This is a genomic window from Pseudomonas sp. LY-1 (assembly GCF_053502595.1).
In genome coordinates this window covers 3945001-3966558 of the sequence record NZ_CP094353.1, presented here as the reverse complement: position 1 = coordinate 3966558, position 21558 = coordinate 3945001, and the positions used below count along the sequence as shown (strand labels likewise).

Sequence of the window (21558 nt, the reverse complement as noted above, 5' to 3'; positions counted from 1 at the left end):
AGGCTGTGATCGTTTGTTCACCCCAACTGTTGCCGATAGGGCAGGTCCGGGCCCGTTTTGCCGCAGGTCATGGCGGCCGCACGGATCGCAAAGCCGAGCATCGCGTCGATCTGGGCGCGGGTCAGTTGCTGCAGGCCCTCGACCGAATCCAGTTGTTGCTCGGTCAGCCAGGCAATCAACGCCGCCTGGAAGGTGTCCCCGGCACCCACGGTATCGGCCATCACCACCTTCACCGCCGGTTGCGACCAGTGCCCGTGCTGGCGGCTGAACACGCTGGCGCCGTTACCGCCGCGAGTGAGAAAGACCAACTGGCAGCGGTGTTCCAACCAGCCCTCAAGCACGCTTTCCGGCGATTGGTCGGGGTAGAGCAGGTGCAGGTCTTCATCGCTGACCTTGATCAGGTCGGCGTACTTGACCAGTTCGGCCACGCGCTCGCGCCACAGTTGGATATCCGGTTGCGGGTTGAGCCGCACGTTGGGGTCGAGGCTGATCAAGCGCTTGCCGCTTTCGCGCTGGACCAGGGCCAGCAGGGTGTCGCCAATCGGTTGCACCACCAGGGAGAACGAACCTACATGCAGCCCGCGAACCTCATCGCCCAGGGTTGGCAGGTGTGCGCGCGTCAATTGGCGGTCGGCGCAGCCTTCGCCGCGAAAGCTGTATTGTGGCGAGCCATCGGCGCCCACGGCGACCATCGCCAGGGTGGTCGGCGCGGCGAATTCCACCAGGAACTGCGGGTTGACGCCTTCGTCCCTGAGCACCTGCAACAAGCGCTGCCCGAGGAAGTCGGTGGACACGCCGCCGAACAGCGCGGCCTCGATGCCGAGCCGGCGTAAACCGACGGCGACGTTGAACGGCGAACCACCGGCAATCGCCTTGTAATTGAGTTTGGAGGCTTGCCCGCTGGGATCGTCCTCGCTGAAAAAATCAAACAGCGCTTCACCGCACACCAGATACATAGTCGTTCGCTCTTAAAGGGTTGCCACGTGCTGCTGATAGCGCTCGTAGGCGTGTTGATAGGCGCTGACATTGTCGGCCACCGGCAGGGTCCGGCTGGCCGGGTCGACGCTCACGCATTTTTCGCACAGGCTGGCCAGGGACTCGCCGGACTGGCTCCACGCCGCCTGGATCGCCGCGCCCAGGGCCGCCGCTTCGCTTTGTTCGGTGCAGATCACTTCGGTGTGCATGATATCGGCAACCATCTGCCGCCACACCGGGCTTTTCGAGCCGCCGCCGATCAGGCGGATGCTCTGGCTGTGCAGGCCGGTCTGGCGCAACAGATCAAGGCCGTAACGCAAGCCGAAGGTGGTGCCCTCGACGACCGCGCGACACAGGTTGGCGCGGGTCAGGTTGGTCATGGTCAAGCCATGCAGGCTGCCGGTGGCGTGGGGCAGGGCGGGCACGCGTTCGCCATTGAGGAACGGCAGCATGCTCACGCCGTCGGCACCGATCGGCGCCTGCTCGACCAGGGCGTTGAAGGCGTCGAGGTCGAGGTCGAACAGTTCGCGAATCACCCCGGTAGCGTTGGTCAGGTTCATCGTGCAGATCAACGGCAACCAGCCGCCGCTGGAGGAACAGAAGGTCGCGACCGACGCCTGGGGGCTGACGTTGGGCTGGTCGGCGAAGGCATACACGGTGCCCGATGAACCCAGGCTCATGGTGATCACGCCGGGGGCGATATTGCCGGTGCCGATGGCGCCCATCATGTTGTCGCCGCCGCCGCTGGACACGATGGCGTCGGGGTTGATGCCCAGGCGTTCGGCGATGGCCGGCAGGATCGTGCCGACGGCTTGGTCGGCTTCGATCAGCGTCGGCAAGGCTGCCTGCAGGCGGCCGCTGGGGTCGATGTGCTGGAGCAGCGCCACGTCCCAGGTACGGCTGCGCACGTTGAAGTAGCCGGTGCCCGAGGCATCGCCGTATTCCGCGACGGCGCGGCCGGTGAGCCAGTAGTTGAGGTAGTCGTGGGGCAGCAGGATATGCGCGATGCGCGCGAACACCTCGGGGTGCTGCTCGCGGGTCCACAGCAGTTTGGACACGGTGTAACCCGGCGCGATCGCGACGCCGAGACGCTCCAGCGAAGCGCTTTCGCCCCCCAGGTATTGCAACAGGCGCTCGTTTTCGGCGGCGGTTTCGGTGTCGCACCACAACTTGGCCGGGCGCAGCACCTGGCCGCTGTCATTGAGCAACACCAGGCCGTGTTGCTGGCCGGACACGCCGATGCCGAGGATATCCTGGCCGTCCACGCCGGCCTGTTGCAGGGCGCGGTGGGTGGCTTCGGTAAAGGCGTCCAGCCACTCCTGGGTGTGCTGCTCGCGCCGGCCGTTGGCGCCGCTGATCAGCGTGTGTGCCGCGGCGCCCAGGCCCAGCACCTTGCCGCTGGAGGCGTCGAGGACGATGGCTTTGGTGCCTTGGGTGCCGCAGTCGATGCCGAGGAACAGGTTTTGCTGGGTCATGAGGGTTTGCTCAGCATTGTTGTTGGATTGTAAATGCGCTTCAAATGTGGGAGGGGGCTTGCCCCTGATGGCGGTGTTTCAGTGTAAATGTTCTTTACTGACCCACCGCTATCGGGGGCGAGCCCCCTCCCACAGGTTTAAGCCGGTTTCTTCAGGAGTTGCTGCAGTGTTTTTGTGACGCCGTTGTCGCGCAGGCTCGCATAGCAGCGCTCGAACGCTGCCACAAACTCAGCCGACTTGGGAATAGCCGTGCCGAAAATCTCCTCCACGCCGAGCAGGCGCTGACTGATTCGCGCATCGTCACTCACCAGGCCCTGGCAAAACTCGGCACGCGGGTCGGGAATTTTGTAGACCGCGCCAGTCTCGTCGACACCCTTGAGGTACAACGCCCACGCGGCCACCACCAACGCTGCGCGCTCGGTCTCGCGCCCATCGGCAATCAGGCGGTTGATCGTTGGCACGGTGAACTTGGGAAACTTCGACGAGCCATCGGAACACACGCGCTCCAACTGGTCGGCAATCGCCTGGTTGGAGAAGCGGTCGACCAGGGTCTGCTTGTACTGCGTGAGGTCGATGCCCGGCACCGGCGCCAGGTTCGGCGTGACGTCCAGGTCCATGTAGGCGCGCATGTACGCGACGAACAACGGGTCATTCATGGTCTCGTGAACGAACCGATACCCCTTGAGAAACCCCAGGTAAGTCAGGGCCAGGTGGCTGCCGTTGAGCAGGCCGATCTTCATTTCCTCATAGGGCGTGACGTCATCGGTGAACTGCACGCCGACCTTTTCCCAGGCCGGGCGGCCGTTGACGAAGCGGTCTTCCAGCACCCATTGCACAAACGGCTCGCACACCACCGGCCAGGCATCGTCGATGCCGTGCTCATCGTGCAATTGCAGGCGATGCGCGGTACTGGTCATCGGCGTGATGCGGTCGACCATGGCGTTCGGGAACGTCACGTTGGCCTGGATCCAGTCGTGCAGTTCGGCGTCGTGCAGGGCGGCGAAGGCCAGCAGGGCCTTGCGCGTGACGGCGCCGTTGTGCGGCAGGTTATCGCAGGACATCACGGTAAACGCCGGGGTGCCGGCGGCGCGACGTTGGGTCAGCGCGGCGCAGATAAAGCCGAACACGGTTTTCGGCGCCTGCGGGTGTGCCAGGTCGTGCTGGATCTGCGGCAGGTGGGCCATGAACTCGCCATTGCTGTCGTCGATGCAGTAGCCGCCTTCGGTGATGGTCAGCGAGACGATGCGGATGTGCGGGCTGGCCAGTTTGTCGATCAGCCCCTGGGCGCCGTCCTCGGCCAGCAGCATGTCGCTGATCGAGCCGATCACGCGCACTTCGGTGTCGTCGCTGTCGCCCAGTTCATACAGGGTGAACAGGTAGTCCTGGCCGGCCAGGTCGTCGCGGGCCTTGCGGTCCTCGCTGCGCAGGCCGATGCCGCAAATGCTCCAGTCCAGACCCTCGCCGGTATTCATCAGCGCATCGGTGTAATACGCCTGATGCGCGCGGTGGAAACCGCCGACGCCGATATGGGCGATGCCCTGGCGGGTATCGGCAATGGCGTAAGTCGGGATTTTCACTTCCGGCGCCAATTGGGTGAGGTTGTGTTTATTCAGTTTCATCATAACTCTCGCGAAATCAGGCGGCGGCGCGCAGTGGGCGGGTGACGGCCACGCCGTCGGTGTCGAACAGGTGGCAGTGCGCCGGGTCCAGGTGCAGGTGCAGCGTCTCGCCATACTGGCTGGCCATGTCGCCGCGAATTCGCATGGTCAGCGGCTCGCCGTTGGCGGTGATGACGTGGCAGAAGGTGTCGCTGCCCAGGCGCTCGCCGACGTCGGCGGTGACGGTCAGGCCGGCCTGGCCCGGTGCGGCAATCTCCAGGTGTTCCGGGCGAATGCCCAGGGTCACCGCGCTGCCCACGCTCAAGGTGGCGCCGCTCAGCGGCAGGCTGATCAGGCTGCCGGCGTCCAGTTGCACGTCGCAGCCCTGGCCCTCGACCCGCGTGACCTTGCCCTTGAGGAAGCCCATTTTCGGCGTGCCGAGAAAGCCCGCGACAAACAGGTTGGCCGGCTGGTGATACAGCTCCAGTGGCGAACCGACCTGCTCGATGCGGCCGCTGTTGAGCACCACCACTTTGTCGGCCAGGGTCATGGCTTCGACCTGGTCGTGGGTCACGTAGATCATGGTTGCTTGCAGCTCTTTGTGCAGGCGCGCCAGTTCCAGGCGCATCTGCACGCGCAGCGCGGCGTCGAGGTTGGACAGCGGTTCGTCGAACAGGAAGATCTTCGGGTTGCGCACAATCGCCCGGCCGATCGCCACGCGCTGGCGTTGGCCGCCGGACAGCTGCTTGGGCTTGCGCTCCAGCAGTGGGCCCAGTTCGAGGATGCGCGCCGCTTCGCTGACTTTGCTCTCCACCAGCTTTTTGTCGACGCCGGCCAGGTCGAGGGCAAACGACATGTTCTTGCGCACGCTCATGTGCGGGTACAGCGCGTAGGTCTGGAACACCATCGCCAGGTCGCGCTTGGCCGGGGTGACTTCGGTGATGTCGCGGCCATCGAGCTCGATGGTGCCTTCGCTGACTTCTTCCAGGCCGGCGATCAGCCGCAGCAGCGTGGATTTACCGCAACCCGACGGGCCGACGAAGACCACGAACTCCTTGTCGTTCACTTCCAGGTCGATGCCCTTGATGATGGAAAAGCCTTCGAAGCCTTTTTGCAGATTCTTGATTTTCAGGTTGGCCATGGGATGGGCCTCCGCTTCTGAATTCGTTTTTGTTAGAGAGAAGCCGTTATTTCACGGCGCCGAAGGACAACCCGCGCACCAGCTGTTTCTGGCTGATCCAGCCAAAAATCAGGATCGGCGCGCAGGCCAGGGTCGACACGGCCGACAATTTGGCCCAGAACAAGCCTTCGGGACTGGAGTAGGAGGCGATCAGCGCGGTCAGCGGCGCGGCAGTCGACGAGGTCAGGTTCAGCGACCAGAACGCCTCGTTCCAGCACAGGATCAGCGACAGCAGCACCGTGGACGCCAGCCCGCCCTTGGCGATCGGCAGCAGCACGCGGACCATCTCCTGCCACAGGGTGGCGCCGTCCAGGCGGGCGGCTTCGAGGATGTCTTTGGGGATGTCCTTGAAGTAGGTGTAAACCATCCACACCACGATCGGCAGGTTGATCAGGGTGTAGATGATGATCAGCGCGATACGCGTATCCAGCAGGCCAAAGCTCTTGGCCAGCAGGTAGATCGGCATCAGCACGCCCACCGGTGGCAGCATCTTGGTCGACAGCATCCACAGCAGGGTGCCCTTGGTGCGTTGGGTCTCGTAGAACGCCATGGAGTAGGCCGCCGGCACCGAGATCAGCAGGCACAAGGCGGTGGCGCTGAACGAAATCAGCACCGAGTTCCACGCGTAGCTGAAGTAGTTGCTGCGTTCGTTGATGTGCAGGTAGTTCTCCAGCGTCGGCGTGAAGATGAACTGCGGCGGCGTGGCGAACGCGTCGATCTCGGTCTTGAAGCTGGTCAGCACCATCCAGAAGATCGGGAAGAAGATCAGGATCGCGATGGCCCAGGCCAGGGTGCCGAGCAGCAGGCTTTGCAGGCGGCGGGATTGTTGAAGCGTCATGGCGCGGCCCTCAAGGCTTGTCAGTCAGGTTTTTGCCGATCATCCGCACCAGGATGATCGCCGCGATGTTGGCGATGACCACGGCAATCAAGCCGCCGGCCGAGGCCATGCCCACGTCGAACTGCACCAGCGCCTGGTTGTAGATCAGGTAGGCGAGGTTGGTCGAGGCGTAGCCGGGGCCGCCGTTGGTGGTGGTGAAGATTTCGGCGAACACCGAGAGCAGGAAGATCGTTTCGATCATCACCACCACGGCAATCGGGCGCGCCAGGTGGGGCAGGGTCAGGTGCCAGAAGATCGCGATGGCGCCGGCGCCGTCCAGGCGTGCGGCTTCCTTTTGTTCCTGGTCGAGGGACTGCATGGCGGTCATCAGCAGCAGGATCGCGAAGGGCAGCCATTGCCACGAGACGATGATGATGATCGACAGCAGCGGGTAATGCGCCAGCCAATCCACCGGCTGCGCGCCGAACAGCTTCCACACGGCGGCGAGAATCCCCGACACCGGGTGGAAAATCAGGTTCTTCCAGATCAGCGCACCGACGGTGGGCATGATGAAGAACGGCGAGATCAACAACACCCGCACCAGGCCGCGGCCGAAGAACTCACTGGCCTCCAGCAGGGCGCTGATCAATACGCCGAACACCACGCTGATCAGCAGCACGCTGCCCACCAGCAACAGGGTATTGGTGGCGCCGGGCAGGAAGCCCGAATCGGTGATGAAGTAGGTGAAGTTCTCCAGCCCCACGAACTGGTTTTCGCCGGGGTAGAGCAGGTTGTAGCGGATCAGCGAAAAGTACAGGGTCATGCCCAGCGGCACGATCATCCACAGTAGCAACAAGGCTACCGAGGGGCTGACGAGAAACCAGCCGGGGTTGGCCAGGCGGCTTTTGCGTGTTGTATTCATGGTGATCAAGACCGATTAGAGGCAGGTGCGCAAAACTCCTGTAGGAGCGAGCTTGCTCGCGAAAAAGGTACATCTGACGCCGACATGCGCCTGAAATACCTTCGCGAGCAAGCTCGCTCCTACAGGATCGGGGGTTACTTGGGATAACCGGCCCGCTTCATTTCACGCTCGGTGGTGGTCTGCGCGGCGCTCAAGGCTTGATCCACGGTTTGCTGACCCGTCAGCGCACCCGAGAAGAACTTGCCGACCTGGGTGCCGATCGCCTGGAACTCAGGAATGGTCACCAGTTGGATACCGATATACGGCACCGGCTTGAGCGTCGGTTGGGTCGGGTCGGCGACTTTCAGCGATTCCAGGGTGACCTTGGCGAACGGCGCGGCCTGCATGTACGCGTCGCTGTAGGTCGACTTGCGCGTCCCTGGTGGGACGTTGGCGATGCCGTCGGTCTTGGCAACCAGAGCGCCGTATTCCTTGGAAGTCGCCCAACTGGTGAACAGCTTGGCGGCGTCCTTGGCTTTGGAGCTGGTCGGGATCGCCAGGCTCCAGGAGTACAGCCACGAGGTGCCTTTGTCAGTCTTCTCGTGGGGGGCGAAGGTGAAGCCGACGTGGTCCGCCACCTTGCTTTGGGTCTTGTCGGTGACGAACGAGCCGGCCACGCTGGCGTCGACCCAGATCGCGCACTTGCCGCTGTTGAACAGGGCGAGGTTTTCGTTGAAACCGTTGCTCGAAGCGCCCGGCGGGCCGGATTTCTTCATGTTGTCGACGTAGAAGTTCAGCGCGTCCTTCCATTCGGGGCCATTGAATTCAGGCTGCCATTTTTCGTCGAACCAGCGCGCGCCATAGCCGTTGGCCAGGGTGGTGATCAGCGCCATGTTTTCACCCCAACCGGCTTTGCCGCGTAGGCACAGGCCGTATTGTTCTTTGTTTCTGTCGGTGAGCTTTGCCGCGTATTCACCGATCTGCGTCCAGGTCGGGTGCTCGGGCATGCTCAGCCCCGCGTCCTTGAACAGGTCGGTGCGGTAATAGGTGATCGAACTTTCGGCATAGAACGGTAGGGCGTACAGCGAACCCTTGACGGACAAACCGTCACGCACGGAAGGGAACACATCGTCGAGGTCGTAGGACGCCGGCAGGTCCTTCATCGGTTCCAGCCAGCCCTTGGCGCCCCAGAGTGCGGCTTCGTACATGCCGATGGTCAACACGTCGAACTGCCCGCCCTGGGTGGCGATGTCGGTGGTCAGGCGTTGGCGCAGGACGTTTTCTTCGAGCACCACCCAATTCAACTTGATGTCCGGGTGCTCGGCCTCGAAGGTCTTCGAGAGCTTTTGCATGCGGATCATGTCGCTGTTGTTGACGGTGGCAATGGTCAGGGTTTGCGCGCCAAGGCTGACGGCGCTGAGGGTCATGCATGCCGTCATGCAAGAACAGGCAAGCAGTGTTTTTACTGTGAACTTCATCGCGCACTCCTTTTCTGCGCCCAGGGGCTGCAGAAGGACAGTTATTGTTGTTGTGTCTTCCCACGCGGAGCCAGGAAGAGTGTGCGTTGATTACAGCCCTCAAATGGGGGGTGTGACAAATCCTTGGGCGCACTGGGACTGATACTTTTTTGTACTCGCTCACCAAAAGCCGAATCGATTAAGCCAGGTTCTGTTCGGTGAGCCGCTGCACCGCCAGGCGCCGGTAGTGGGAAGGGGTCATGCCTTTAAGTTGCTGGAAGCGGCGATTGAAGTTGGAAATGTTGTTGAACCCCGACTCGAAGCACACATCGGTGACGGCTTTGTCGCCATCGGCCAGCAGTTCGCAGGACTTGCTGATGCGCAGGCGATTGACGAATTCGATAAACGTGCGCCCGGTGGCCTGCTTGAACACCCGCGAGAAATACGTCGGTTTCATCCCCAGGTAATCCGCCACTTCCTCCAGTGACAACTCCCGTGCGTAATGCGCAAAGATGTAGTCCACCGCCCGGTTGGTGCGGTCGATGCTGTGTTCGTCGGCCAGTTGCGGCGTGGTCACGCCGGACAGCAGTTGGTAGTCCTCACACGCGCTCAACACGTCCAGCAGGATAAAGAAGTGTCCCAGGCGCGCCATGCCCTGGGCGTCCTCGATGCGTTGCATGAGTGTCATGGCCTGGGCGATGGTCTTCTTGCAGCGAAACTCGATGCCGGACTGCGCCCGCTCCAGTAGCGGCGCGAGGGTCTTGAGCTCAGTAAAAATGTGACTGCCGTTCTCAAGCAGCTCATCGGTGAAATTCACCAGCATGTCGCGCTTGGGCACCACTTCGTCTTCCTCGACCTGGCTGATCCAGTTGTGAGGCAGGTTGGGGCCGGTAAGGAACAGGCTTTCCGGGTAGAAGTTGCCGATGTAGTCGCCGATGAACACCTTGCCGGAACTGGCGACGATCAGGTGCAGCTCGTATTCCTTATGGAAATGCCAGCGCACCAACGGGCAAGGGAAACCGTGCTGGCGATAGATGATGGACAGACCGTTGTGATCGTCCATCAGCTCGTAGGAAGGGTCGGTGATTCGCGTTGCTCGGGTCATGCTGCCGTCGCTTTATTGTGGTTGCGCTTCGCAATAATGCCCCCTTGTGTGCTGTCGCTGCCAGCGGCAAGTTGGTTGGAGCATCCCTGAAGGCCGTTTTGGGTTATCGGCTACTTAATATATTTCACTGGCCTGTGCTATTAACAAAAGCGTTTACGAGCAGGCGTCGTGCTAATCGAGAGGGCATGGTCGCTAGGAGCAAAGAAGCGTTTTATCTGAAACAGAACACGAACAAGGAGTTGGTTATGATTCGTGATGCACTGCCCAAGGACGCGAAGAGCATTGCTGATGTTCATGTCAGTAGCTGGCAACACGCTTATGCGAATCTGATGCCGGCTGATTTTTTGGCCTCGCTGACTGCGACATTGCCGAAAAGGGAGGCTTATTGGGCTCAGGCAATCGAAAGCAAAGATTCTGACGTTTTAGTTTCAGAGGTGGATGGAAACGTTGTCGGTTGGATTTCAGTGGGCCGTTGCCGTGATGAAGACAAGCCCGCAGCGGAGTCGGGAGAGGTCATGGCTATCTATATTTTGGCAGAGTATTGGGGTAAAGGAATCGGTGCCAAATTGTGGGAGTCAGGTTTAAACCGTTTGTTTGATCAAGGTTATAAAAATATTACCTTATGGGTTTTATCGGCAAACGAAAGAGCTGTTCGCTTTTATCAGGGGCTCGGCGGAAGAGAAGAGCCTGGCAGCCGTCGCACGCTGGTCCGTGGTGGCGTGTCGCTGGATGAGGTGAGGTATGTTTGGGGCCGTTAAGGTTTAGGGCTGCCCCGAGTGACGTGCCGCGCAGCGGCGGCACGTCGAAGTTACGATATTCACGCTTCCCGATGCGCTAAAGGTTACGGTTTTTTGCCTCGATCCACTGCGACATGTATTGCGTACTTTTGTGGGCATGGTGGCGCAGCATGCTACCGGTGAAATTATTTCGGCGATGGGCGGCGAGGTCGTTGCGGCACTGTTCCAGGCATTCCACCAACGCGGGGCCGTGGATGTTTTGGTCATACCGGCGGGCCAGGAGTTGGCGCCCGTGCTCCTGGGCCTGGGTCCAGCGTTCGCGGTCCTGGTAAAGGCTCACGGCGGCATCGGCCAACGCCGTGGCGCTGTGGGCGATTGCCCCCGGCCACGGCTGCTCGTCGCCCATGGCTTCGGCGCCGACCGGTGTGGTGATATTCGGCGTGCCGCAGAGCATGGCATCCGCCAGCTTGCCCTTGATCCCCGCACCGAAGCGCAACGGCGCCAGGCAGATGCGCGCCGCTGTCATCACTTGCAGGGCATCCTCGGCCCAGTTCATCACATGAAACCCCTGGGCCGCGTTGTGCAGGGCCGTCGCCTTGGGCGGGGTGTAGGCACCATAGATATGCAGTTGGGCGCCTGGCAGTTGCTGGCGGATCAACGGCCACACACTGTTTTTCATCCAGAGCACGGCATCCCAGTTCGGCGCGTGACGGAAGTTGCCGATGCTGAGGAAGTGCGCGCGCTCGTCAAAGGGGGCGAATGCTTCGGTTGGTGGCTCGAGCATCAATGGGCACCAGTGGAGCAGGGCGGCGGGCACCTTGAAGTGCTCGGTGAGCAGACGGATTTCCACGTCGGAGATCATCAGGCTGATGTCGCAGCGATAGATGGCCGCGATCTCGCGCTTGGCCAGGTCGGTGTCGGCCATGCGCTGGAACTCGTCTTCCAGGCCCGGTGCGAACAAGGCGCTGAAGTCATCGTTGCCCGGTTGCGCCTTGAGGTCGTCCTTGAGCCGCTGCTGGCGTGCGTCGCGCAGGCTTTGCAGGTCGGAGGTTTCCAGCACCCGCAAGGCCGCGGGGCAGTGCTTCTCGACGCGCCAGCCGAACTGTTCTTCCATCATGAAGCGGTCGAACAGCACGATGTCCGGGGCCAGTTCGCGGATAAAGTCGTCGAAACTGCTGTTATTGAGTTCGATGGCGCACTCGGTGATACCGAGTGCCGGCAGGTCGGCTTTGTGCTCGCCGATGGTCGCCGGGCTGCTGAAGGTAATATCCCATCCTTGTGTAAGAAAAGTTTCGAGAATCTGCATCATATGCCCGCCGGCAGCCGAGGAGCGCGGTTCCGGCCAGACATAACCAATGACCAGGACTTTGGTGGCGGGCTGATTCATCAACAACAGATTCCTTGAGCGGGGACGAAAACCGCGCAATTAAACCACAACCGCCCGCGTGCCCGGCGAGACATGACAATTTGTGTCTGGCGGTAGGTCGCCACGGCACTTTGTGGTTAACTTCCGCCTCTCGAATTCGTTTAACCAAACCCAGCATAAGGATTCCGTTCATGGCTCAAGTCACCCTTCGTGGTAACCCCGTCCAAGTTGAAGGCGAACTGCCGCAAACCGGCTCCAAGGCGCCAGACTTCACCCTGACCGCCGGCGATCTGTCGGACGTGACCCTGGCCACCTTCGCCGGCAAGCGCAAAGTGCTGAACATCTTCCCAAGCGTCGACACCCCGACCTGTGCCACGTCGGTACGCACGTTCAACGCCCAGGCCGACAAAGTGGCCAACACCGTGGTGCTGTGCATCTCCTCTGACCTGCCGTTTGCCCAGAAGCGTTTTTGCGGCACCGAAGGCCTGGACAACGTGCAGAGCCTGTCGGACTTCCGCAACGCTGATTTCGCCGTTGACTACGGCGTTTCGATTGCTGACGGCCCGCTTCGGGCTCTGACCGCCCGTGCCGTCGTTGTGCTGGATGAAAACGACAATGTACTGCACAGCGAACTGGTCCCTGAAATCGGCCAAGAGCCAAACTACGAAGCAGCCCTGGCTGTTTTGAAGTAACTGTTTCTGCGCATTACTGTCGTTATGCAGTAACACTGCGCGGTACATAATTGCGGCCTGGCCTAGTCCAGGCCGTTTTTATTTGCTGGTCAGATGTTTAGCGAAATAGCCGGTGGACTAAGCTCAAAAGTTAAAAGTTGTAAGCCCAAGGTAAATAGCCGGTAAAGGCGCTTTTCTTAACGCGCCCCAGTGCTTATCTTTCAGCCTCCCAAAGAAGAAGCCCTCGCGCCCAATGGTTGATCACTCCATGCAATCCTCCCCCCGCAACTCCCGTCGCTGGCTGTTCGGCCTGCTCGTGCTGCTGGTTATCGCCGGCCTGTGCTGGAAATTCTGGCCCACCGGCGCGCCCCATCCAGAAGCGCCAGCCGGCCGCACCGGTAAAACGGGCATGGCGCGCCCTGGTTTCGGCGGCTCCACCGGCCCGGTGCCGGTGCGCGTGGCGCCGGCGGTGCTGGGGGAGTTCCCGGTGTACTACAAGGCACTGGGGACGGTCACCGCGCTCAACACTATTAATGTACGCAGCCGGGTGGGCGGCGAGTTGGTGAAGATCGCCTTTGAAGAAGGGCAGATGGTCAAGGCCGGCGACCTGCTGGCGGAAATCGACCCGCGCAGTTACCAGAACGCCTTGCTCCAGGCCCAGGGCACGCTGATGCAGAGCCAGGCCCAGTTGAAAAACGCCCAGGTCGATGTCGAGCGTTATCGCGGCTTGTATGCCCAGGACAGTATCGCCAAGCAAACCCTGGACACCGCCGAAGCGCTGGTCCTGCAATACCAAGGCACGGTCAAGACCAACCAGGGCGCGGTCGACGACGCCAAGCTCAACCTCGAATTCACCAAGATCCGCGCGCCGATCACCGGGCGCGTCGGCCTGCGTCAGCTTGACGTCGGTAACCTGGTGGCCGCCAACGACACCACGGCGCTGGCGGTGATCACTCAGACCCAGCCGATCAGCGTGGCCTTCACTCTGCCGGAGAACAGCCTGGAAACCGTGCTCGCCCGTTACCACGCCGGCAACAAGCTGCCGGTGGAAGCCTGGGACCGCGGCGACGCCAAGCGCCAAGCCACCGGCGTGCTGCAGAGCCTGGATAACCAGATCGACGTCACCACCGGCACCTTGAAGTTCAAGGCGCGCTTCGATAACAAAGACCAGGCGCTGTTCCCCAATCAGTTCGTCAACGTGCATCTGCTCGCCGACACCCTGCACAACGTCGTGCTGGCACCGTCCGCCGCCATCCAGTTCGGCAACGCCGGCACCTTTGTCTACAAGCTCGACGGCGACAAGAAGGTCAAGGTCCAGCCCCTGGTGGTCGGCGATAGCGATGGCGACAACACCGTGATCAAGCAAGGCCTGGTCGCCGGCGATCGCGTGGTGCTGGAAGGCACCGACCGCCTGAAGGACGGCAGTGAAGTCGAAGTGGTCAACGACAGCAGCCAAGTCCCGACCACGCCGACCGAGCACCTGCAAGGCAAGCCCGCGGCCAAAGGGGAGACCGGTGCTGACGCCGGCAAGGCGCAAAAGGTCGGTTCATGAACCTGTCGCGGCTGTTTATCCTTCGCCCGGTCGCTACCACGCTGAGCATGCTGGCGATTGTCCTGGCAGGGATCATCTCGTACCGCTTGTTGCCGGTCTCGGCCTTGCCCCAGGTGGACTACCCGACCATCCGGGTGATGACCCTGTACCCCGGCGCCAGCCCGGATGTGATGACCAGCGCAGTCACCGCGCCCCTGGAGCGCCAGTTCGGGCAAATGCCCGGCTTGACCCAGATGGCCTCCACCAGCTCCGGCGGGGCCTCGGTGCTGACCCTGCGCTTCAACCTCGATATCAATATGGATGTCGCCGAGCAACAGGTGCAGGCCGCGATCAACGCCGCGACCAACCTGCTGCCCAAGGACTTGCCGGCACCGCCGGTGTACAACAAGGTCAACCCGGCGGATACCCCGGTGCTGACCTTGGCGATTACCTCCAAGACCATGCTGCTGCCCAAGCTCAATGACCTGGTCGACACACGCATGGCGCAAAAGATCGCGCAGATCAGCGGTGTCGGCATGGTCAGCATTGCCGGTGGCCAGCGCCAGGCCGTGCGTATCAAGGTCAACCCCGAGGCCCTGGCGGCCAACGGCTTGAACCTGTCGGATGTACGCACGCTGATTACCGCGTCCAACGTCAACCAGCCCAAGGGCAACTTCGACGGGCCGACCCGCGTGTCGATGCTCGACGCCAACGACCAACTGGTGTCGCCGCAGCAATACGCCGAATTGATCCTGGCCTACAAAAATGGCGCGCCGCTGCGTCTGAAGGACGTCGCGCAGATCGTCGACGGCGCCGAAAACGAACGCCTCGCCGCCTGGGCCAACGAAAACCAGGCCGTGCTGCTGAATATCCAGCGCCAACCCGGCGCCAACGTGATCGAGGTAGTCGACCGTATCAAGGCCCTGCTGCCGAGCATCACCGATAACCTGCCGGCCGGCCTGGATGTGACGGTGCTGACCGACCGTACCCAGACCATCCGCGCCTCGGTCACCGACGTGCAGCACGAATTGCTGATCGCGATTGCCCTGGTGGTGATGGTGACCTTCCTGTTCCTGCGCCGCGTCAGCGCGACGATCATCCCGTCGATCGCCGTGCCACTGTCACTGGTGGGCACCTTTGGCGTGATGTATCTGGCGGGTTTCTCGATCAACAACCTGACGCTGATGGCCCTGACCATCGCCACCGGCTTCGTGGTCGACGATGCGATCGTGATGCTGGAGAACATCTCGCGTTATATCGAGGAAGGTGAAACCCCGCTGGCCGCCGCGCTCAAGGGCGCCAAACAGATCGGCTTCACCCTGATTTCCCTGACCCTGTCGCTGATCGCCGTATTGATTCCGTTGCTGTTCATGGGCGATGTGGTCGGGCGCCTGTTCCGCGAGTTCGCCATCACCCTGGCGGTGGCGATCCTGATTTCCCTGGTGGTGTCCCTGACCCTGACGCCGATGATGTGCGCGCGCCTGCTCAAGCGTGAGCCCGAGGAAGCACAACAGAGCCGTTTCTACAAGGCCAGCGGCGCCTGGATCGATTGGTTGATCGCGGCCTACGGGCGCAAGTTGCAGTGGGTGCTCAAGCACCAGCCGCTGACGTTGCTGGTGGCCATCGCCACCCTGGGCCTCACCGTGGTGCTGTACCTGGTGGTGCCCAAGGGCTTTTTTCCGGTGCAGGACACCGGGGTGATCCAGGGCATTTCCGAAGCGCCGCAGTCGATTTCCTTCGCGGCCATGAGCCAGCGCCAGCAGGAGCTGGCGAAGATCATCCTGGCCGACCCGGCGGTGGAAAGCCTGTCGTCCTACATCGGTGTGGATGGCGACAACGCCACCCTCAACAGCGGTCGCTTGCTGATCAACCTCAAGGCCCATGGGCAGCGGAACTTGAGCGCGGCCCAGGTGATCACCCGCCTGCAGCCGCAAATCGACAAACTGGTGGGCATCCGCCTGTACATGCAGCCGGTGCAGGATCTGACCATCGAAGACCGCGTCAGCCGCACCCAGTACCAGTTCAGCATGTCGTCACCCGATGCCGAACTGCTGGCGTTGTGGAGTGAAAAGCTGGTCCATGCCTTGAGCCAGTTGCCGCAGCTCACCGACGTCGCCAGCGACCTGCAGGACAAGGGCCTGCAGGTGTACCTGGTGATCGACCGCGATGCGGCCTCGCGCCTGGGCGTCAACGTGTCGACCATCACCGATGCGCTGTACGACGCCTTCGGTCAGCGGCAGATTTCCACCATCTACACCCAGGCCAGCCAATACCGCGTGGTGTTGCAGGCCCAGTCGGGCGAGACCCTGGGGCCGGATGCGCTGAACCAGATCTACGTCAAGACCACCGACGGCGGCCAGGTGCGGCTGTCGAGCCTGGCCCATGTGGAACAGCGCCAGGCGCAGTTGGCGATTGCCCATATCGGTCAGTTCCCGGCGGTGATGATGTCGTTCAACCTGGCCCCTGGCGTCGCACTGGGCAAGGGCGTGGAGTTGATCAACCAGACCCAGAAAGACATCGGCATGCCGGTGGGCGTGCAGACCCAGTTCCAGGGCGCGGCCCAGGCGTTCGAAGCCTCGCTGTCGAGCACCTTGCTGCTGATCCTGGCGGCGGTGGTCACCATGTACATCGTGCTCGGCGTGCTCTACGAGAGCTACATCCACCCGGTCACCATCCTCTCGACCCTGCCTTCGGCGGCGGTGGGGGCGTTGCTGGCGTTGCTGCTCAGCGGCAATGACCTGGGCATGATCGCGATCATCGGCATCATTTTGCTGATCGGTATCGTCAAGAAGAACGCGATCATGATGATCGACTTCGCCCTCGACGCCGAACGCAACCAGGGCCTTGACCCGCAGACCGCGATCTACCAGGCGGCGCTGTTGCGCTTCCGGCCGATCCTGATGACCACCCTGGCCGCGCTGTTCGGCGCGGTGCCGTTGATGCTGGCCACCGGTTCCGGTGCGGAGCTGCGTCAACCCCTGGGCCTGGTGATGGTCGGCGGTTTGCTGGTGAGCCAGGTATTGACCCTGTTCACCACGCCGGTGATCTACCTGTACTTCGATCGCCTGGGGCGGCGCTGGCGCAAAGAGCCGCAACGCCTGGAGCCGGTTGAGTCATGAACCTGTCCGGACCTTTCATTCGCCGCCCGGTCGCGACCATGCTGTTGAGCCTGGCGATCATGTTGCTGGGCGGTGTCAGCTTCAATCTGCTGCCGGTGTCGCCGCTGCCGCAGATCGACTTCCCGGTGATCGTGGTGTCGGCCAGCCTGCCCGGCGCCAGCCCCGAGGTGATGGCGTCCACCGTGGCCACGCCGCTGGAGCGCTCGTTCGGCGCGATTGCCGGTATTACCACCATGAGCAGTTCGTCGAGCCAGGGTTCGACCCGGGTGATCCTGGCGTTCGATTCCAACCGTGATATTAACGGCGCGGCGCGCGAAGTGCAGGCGGCGATCAATGCTTCGCGCAACCTGCTGCCCAGCGGCATGCGCAGCATGCCGACCTACAAGAAGATCAACCCGTCGCAGGCGCCGATCATGGTGCTGTCGCTGACCTCGGACGTATTGCAGAAGGGCCAGCTGTACGACCTGGCGTCGACCATCCTGTCGCAAAGCCTGTCCCAGGTGCCGGGCGTGGGTGAAGTGCAGATCGGCGGCAGTTCCCTGCCGGCGGTGCGGATCGAACTCGAACCCAAGGCCCTCGACCAGTACGGCGTGGCCCTCGACGATGTGCGCAACACCATCGCCAACGCCAACCAGCGTCGGCCCAAGGGTTCCCTGGAAGACGCCGAGCGCAACTGGCAGATCCAGGCCAACGACCAGCTGGAAAAAGCCAAGGACTATGAACCGCTGCTGATCCGCTACCAGAACGGCGCGGCCCTGCGCCTGGGCGATGTGGCGAAGATCAGCGACGGTGTGGAAGACCGCTACAACAGCGGCTTCTTCAACAACGATTCGGCGGTGCTGCTGGTGATCAACCGCCAGTCCGGTGCCAACATCATCGAGACCGTCCGGCAGATCAAGGCGCAGTTGCCGGCATTGCAGGCGGTGCTGCCGTCCAGCGTCAAGCTGAGCCTGGCGATGGATCGCTCGCCGGTGATCACCGCCACCCTGCACGAGGCCGAGATGACCTTGCTGATTGCCGTAGGGCTGGTGATCCTGGTGGTCTACCTGTTCCTCGGTAACTTCCGTGCGTCGCTGATTCCAACCCTGGCGGTGCCGGTGTCGCTGGTCGGCACCTTCGCGGTGATGTATCTGTTCGGTTTCTCGCTGAACAACTTCTCGCTGATGGCGCTGATCCTCGCCACCGGCCTGGTGGTGGACGATGCCATCGTGGTGCTGGAGAACATTTCCCGGCATATCGACGAAGGTGTGCCGCCGATGAAGGCGGCGTACCTGGGGGCCAAGGAAGTCGGCTTTACCTTGCTGTCGATGAACGTGTCGCTTGTGGCGGTGTTCCTGTCCATCCTGTTCATGGGCGGGATCGTCACCAGCCTGTTCCGCGAGTTCTCCATCACCTTGTCGGCGGCGATCATCGTGTCGCTGGTGGTCTCGCTGACCCTCACGCCGATGCTCTGCGCGCGTTGGCTCAAGCCTCATATCAAAGGCCAACTGACCGGTTTGCAGCGTTGGAGCCAGAAGGTCAACGACCGCATGGTCTCGGCCTACGCCACCAGCCTGGACTGGGTGCTGCGCCATCGGCGCCTGACCTTGCTCAGCCTGCTGATCACGGTGGGGGTGAATATCGCGCTGTATGTGGTGGTGCCGAAAACCTTCATGCCCCAGCAGGACACCGGGCAATTGATCGGCTTTGTGCGCGGTGACGATGGGCTGTCGTTCAGCGTGATGCAGCCGAAGATGGAGATTTTCCGCAAGGCCGTGTTGCAAGACCCGGCGGTGCTCAGCGTGGCCGGTTTCATCGGCGGCAACAGCGGCACCAACAACGCGGTGATGCTGGTTCGACTCAAACCCATTAGCGAACGCAAGGTCTCCGCCCAGGCGGTGATCGAGCGTCTGCGCAAGAACGTGCCCTTGGTGCCGGGCGGGCGGCTGTTCCTGATGGCTGACCAGGACCTGCAATTCGGTGGCGGGCGTGACCAGACCAGTGCGCAGTATTCCTACATCCTGCAAAGCGGTGATCTGTCTGCGCTGCGCCTGTGGTACCCGAAGGTCGTGGCCGCACTGCGTGCGTTACCCGAACTCACCGCCATCGACGCCCGCGAAGGCCGGGGCGCGGCCCAGGTGACGCTGGTCGTCGACCGCGACCAGGCCAAGCGCCTGGGTATCGATATGAACATGGTCACTGCGGTGCTGAACAACGCCTACAGCCAGCGGCAGATTTCGACTATCTATGACAGCCTCAACCAGTATCAGGTGGTGATGGAGGTCAACCCGAAATACGCCCAGGACCCGATCACCCTGAACCAGATGCAGGTGATCACCTCCACAGGCGCGCGGGTGCCGTTATCGACCATTGCCCATTATGAGAACAGCCTGGCGGACGACCGGGTCAGTCACGAAGGCCAGTTCGCCTCGGAAAACATCGCCTTTGACATAGCCCCCGGCGTGACGGTGGAGCAGGGCACCGCGGCCATCGAGCGGGCAATTGCCAAGGTGGGCTTGCCGGAGGACGTCATCGCCAAGATGGCCGGCACCGCCGATGCCTTTGCGGCGACCCAGAAGGGCCAGCCGTTCATGATCCTCGGCGCGCTGGTGGCGGTGTACCTGGTGTTGGGTATTCTGTATGAAAGTTATATCCACCCGCTGACGATCCTCTCGACCTTGCCGTCGGCCGGCGTCGGAGCCTTGCTCTCCATCTACCTGCTGGGCGGCGAGTTCAGCCTGATCTCCTTGCTCGGCTTGTTCCTGTTGATCGGGGTGGTGAAGAAAAACGCGATCCTGATGATCGACCTGGCGCTGCAACTGGAGCGCAATGATGGCCTGAGCCCGCTGGATTCGATTCGCAGCGCCTGCCTGTTGCGTCTGCGGCCGATTCTGATGACCACGCTGGCGGCGATCCTCGGTGCCTTGCCGTTGTTGCTCGGCAGGGCCGAAGGCGCGGAAATGCGCCAGCCCCTGGGCCTGACCATTATCGGCGGGCTGGTCTTCAGCCAGATCCTGACCCTTTACACCACCCCGGTGGTTTACCTTTATCTCGACCGCGCGCGCCATCGTTTCAACGCTTGGCGCGGCGTGCGTACCGATGCTGCCCTGGACACTGCGCTATGACCGATTCAATTTTCGCCACATTGGCCATGCCCCGTGGTTCCCGCGTCGCCAGCCTGGTGCTCTGCGGGGTGTTGCTCAGCGCTTGCGCCGTCGGCCCCGACTACACGCGTCCGGAGGTCATCGAGCCGGCGCAGTTCAAGCAAGCCCAGGGCTGGCGCCAGGCCACGCCGAGCGATGCGCTGGCCCGTGGCGCCTGGTGGGAGCTGTACGGCGACCGTCAGCTCAATGACCTCGTGGTCCGGCTGAACAATGCCAACCAGACCGTCGCCCAGGCCGAAGCGCGCTTCCGCCAGGCCCAGGCGCTGGTGCGCAGTTCCCGTGGGGCGTTTTACCCGACGGTGGACCTGAGCGTCGGGAAAACCCGCGCCAGCCAGGGCACCGGCAGCAGCAACGCCAGCCTCAGCAGTTCCAGCAGCGGCATCCGCGACACCCTCAACGCGCAGTTGGGCGTGAGCTGGGAAGCCGATGTCTGGGGCAAGTTGCGCCGGGGCCTGGAAGCCAAAGAGGCCAGCGCCGAAGCCAGCTCGGCGGACCTGGCCGCGATGCGCTTGAGCCAGCAGTCGGAGTTGGTGCAAAGCTACCTGCAACTGCGCGTCATGGATGAGCAGACCCGGTTGCTGCAAGCCACGCTGGACACCTACCAGCGCTCCCTGCAAATGACCGAAAACCAATACCGCGCCGGCGTCTCCGGCAAGGAAGCCGTGGCCCAGGCGCAAACCCAGCTCAAGTCCACCCAGGCCAGCCTGATCGACCTGATCTGGCAGCGTGCCCAGCTGGAAAACGCCATCGCCGTGTTGATCGGCGAGGCGCCGGCCAACTTCAACCTGGCCGTGAGCAAGGACATTCCGGCCTTGCCGCAGATTCCGGTGAGCCTGCCGTCGCAATTGCTCGAACGGCGCCCGGACATTGCCTCGGCCGAACGCTCGGTGATCGCCGCCAACGCCAATATCGGCGTGGCCAAGGCCGCCTATTACCCGGACCTGAGCCTGAGCCTGGCTGGCGGTTATTCCAGCAGCACCTATTCAGACTGGATCAGCCTGCCGAACCGCTTCTGGTCGGTCGGGCCGAAACTGGCGATGACCCTGTTCGACGGCGGCCAGCGCTCGGCGGAAGTCGACCGCACCGTGGCCAGTTACGACGAAACCGTGGCCAAGTATCGCCAGACCGTGCTGGATGGTTTTCGCGAAGTGGAAAACTACATGGTCCAGCTCAAGGTGCTGGAAGACGAAGCCGTGGTCAGCAACGAAGCCCTGGAGGCCGCTCGCGAATCGCTGCGCTTGACCCAGAACCAATACAAAGCGGGGCTGATCGCTTACCTGGATGTGGTCACCGTGCAGGCGACGGCGCTGAGTAACGAACGCACCGTGCTGACCTTGCTGCAGACGCGATTGGTGGCCAGCGTGCAACTGATCGCCGCGTTGGGCGGTGGTTGGGATGGGCAGACTCAAGTGGCGGAAAAGGAGTGAAGTCCGGGCCTTTTTGAATGGGCCGATTGACGTCAAATTGCCGATGTTGGCCCTAT

General features: G+C 62.3%; 15 protein-coding genes. 6 read left to right on the top strand and 9 right to left on the bottom strand.

Features of this window, described 5'->3' with window-relative positions; genetic code table 11:
- Nucleotides 1–17 precede the first annotated feature (17 nt).
- The 8 genes from MOQ67_RS18025 to MOQ67_RS17990 form a co-directional block, all read right to left on the bottom strand.
- A complete protein-coding gene (locus MOQ67_RS18025) occupies nt 18–956 on the bottom strand; it encodes a carbohydrate kinase family protein (RefSeq protein ID WP_104903062.1) in 939 nt (312 codons plus the stop codon).
- A 12-nt stretch (nt 957–968) separates the two neighbouring features.
- The gene (xylB, locus tag MOQ67_RS18020; protein ID WP_198717868.1) at nt 969–2450 is read right to left on the bottom strand and encodes a xylulokinase; all 1482 of its coding nucleotides are present in this window, start codon (nt 2448–2450) and stop codon (nt 969–971) included.
- A gap of 137 nt (nt 2451–2587) precedes the next feature.
- On the bottom strand, nt 2588–4069 hold the full coding sequence (locus MOQ67_RS18015; protein WP_104903063.1) for a mannitol dehydrogenase family protein: 1482 nt from the start codon (nt 4067–4069) through the stop codon (nt 2588–2590).
- A gap of 16 nt (nt 4070–4085) precedes the next feature.
- Nucleotides 4086–5189: an ABC transporter ATP-binding protein gene (locus tag MOQ67_RS18010; RefSeq protein ID WP_046383191.1), complete on the bottom strand. Its 1104-nt coding sequence runs from the start codon at nt 5187–5189 to the stop codon at nt 4086–4088.
- 46 nt (nt 5190–5235) lie between these two features.
- Entirely contained in the window at nt 5236–6066 is an 831-nt protein-coding gene (locus tag MOQ67_RS18005) for a carbohydrate ABC transporter permease (protein WP_012723930.1), read from the bottom strand.
- Nucleotides 6067–6076: 10 nt separating this feature from the next.
- On the bottom strand, nt 6077–6967 hold the full coding sequence (locus MOQ67_RS18000; protein WP_046385260.1) for a carbohydrate ABC transporter permease: 891 nt from the start codon (nt 6965–6967) through the stop codon (nt 6077–6079).
- A 134-nt stretch (nt 6968–7101) separates the two neighbouring features.
- Nucleotides 7102–8424: an ABC transporter substrate-binding protein gene (locus MOQ67_RS17995; protein ID WP_026140208.1), complete on the bottom strand. Its 1323-nt coding sequence runs from the start codon at nt 8422–8424 to the stop codon at nt 7102–7104.
- Nucleotides 8425–8602: 178 nt separating this feature from the next.
- Nucleotides 8603–9508, bottom strand: coding sequence for an AraC family transcriptional regulator (locus MOQ67_RS17990; protein WP_017848432.1), 906 nt, complete (start codon nt 9506–9508; stop codon nt 8603–8605).
- A 245-nt stretch (nt 9509–9753) separates the two neighbouring features.
- On the opposite strand from MOQ67_RS17990, the gene MOQ67_RS17985 reads away from it, so the two are divergent.
- Complete coding sequence (locus tag MOQ67_RS17985) at nt 9754–10266, top strand: GNAT family N-acetyltransferase (protein WP_046385261.1); 513 nt, start codon at nt 9754–9756, stop codon at nt 10264–10266.
- 76 nt (nt 10267–10342) lie between these two features.
- Here MOQ67_RS17985 and MOQ67_RS17980 read toward each other — a convergent pair whose 3' ends face one another.
- The gene (locus MOQ67_RS17980; RefSeq protein WP_104903065.1) at nt 10343–11632 is read right to left on the bottom strand and encodes a glycosyltransferase; all 1290 of its coding nucleotides are present in this window, start codon (nt 11630–11632) and stop codon (nt 10343–10345) included.
- A gap of 170 nt (nt 11633–11802) precedes the next feature.
- Between MOQ67_RS17980 and tpx the strand changes: the two genes are divergently transcribed.
- The 5 genes from tpx to MOQ67_RS17955 all read left to right on the top strand — a co-directional run bounded on the left by tpx (nt 11803) and on the right by MOQ67_RS17955 (nt 21502).
- Nucleotides 11803–12303: a thiol peroxidase gene (gene tpx / locus MOQ67_RS17975; protein ID WP_017848435.1), complete on the top strand. Its 501-nt coding sequence runs from the start codon at nt 11803–11805 to the stop codon at nt 12301–12303.
- Nucleotides 12304–12535: 232 nt separating this feature from the next.
- Nucleotides 12536–13834, top strand: a complete 1299-nt coding sequence (locus MOQ67_RS17970) for an MdtA/MuxA family multidrug efflux RND transporter periplasmic adaptor subunit (protein ID WP_026140210.1) — start codon at nt 12536–12538, stop codon at nt 13832–13834.
- Nucleotides 13831–16932, top strand: coding sequence for an MdtB/MuxB family multidrug efflux RND transporter permease subunit (locus MOQ67_RS17965; protein ID WP_198717869.1), 3102 nt, complete (start codon nt 13831–13833; stop codon nt 16930–16932). The genes MOQ67_RS17970 and MOQ67_RS17965 overlap by 4 nt, the downstream gene beginning before the upstream one ends.
- Nucleotides 16929–20036, top strand: a complete 3108-nt coding sequence (locus tag MOQ67_RS17960; RefSeq protein ID WP_102618159.1) for an efflux RND transporter permease subunit — start codon at nt 16929–16931, stop codon at nt 20034–20036. Before MOQ67_RS17965 ends, MOQ67_RS17960 begins: the two co-directional genes overlap by 4 nt.
- Complete coding sequence (locus MOQ67_RS17955; protein WP_017848439.1) at nt 20033–21502, top strand: efflux transporter outer membrane subunit; 1470 nt, start codon at nt 20033–20035, stop codon at nt 21500–21502. Before MOQ67_RS17960 ends, MOQ67_RS17955 begins: the two co-directional genes overlap by 4 nt.
- Nucleotides 21503–21558: the final 56 nt, after the last annotated feature.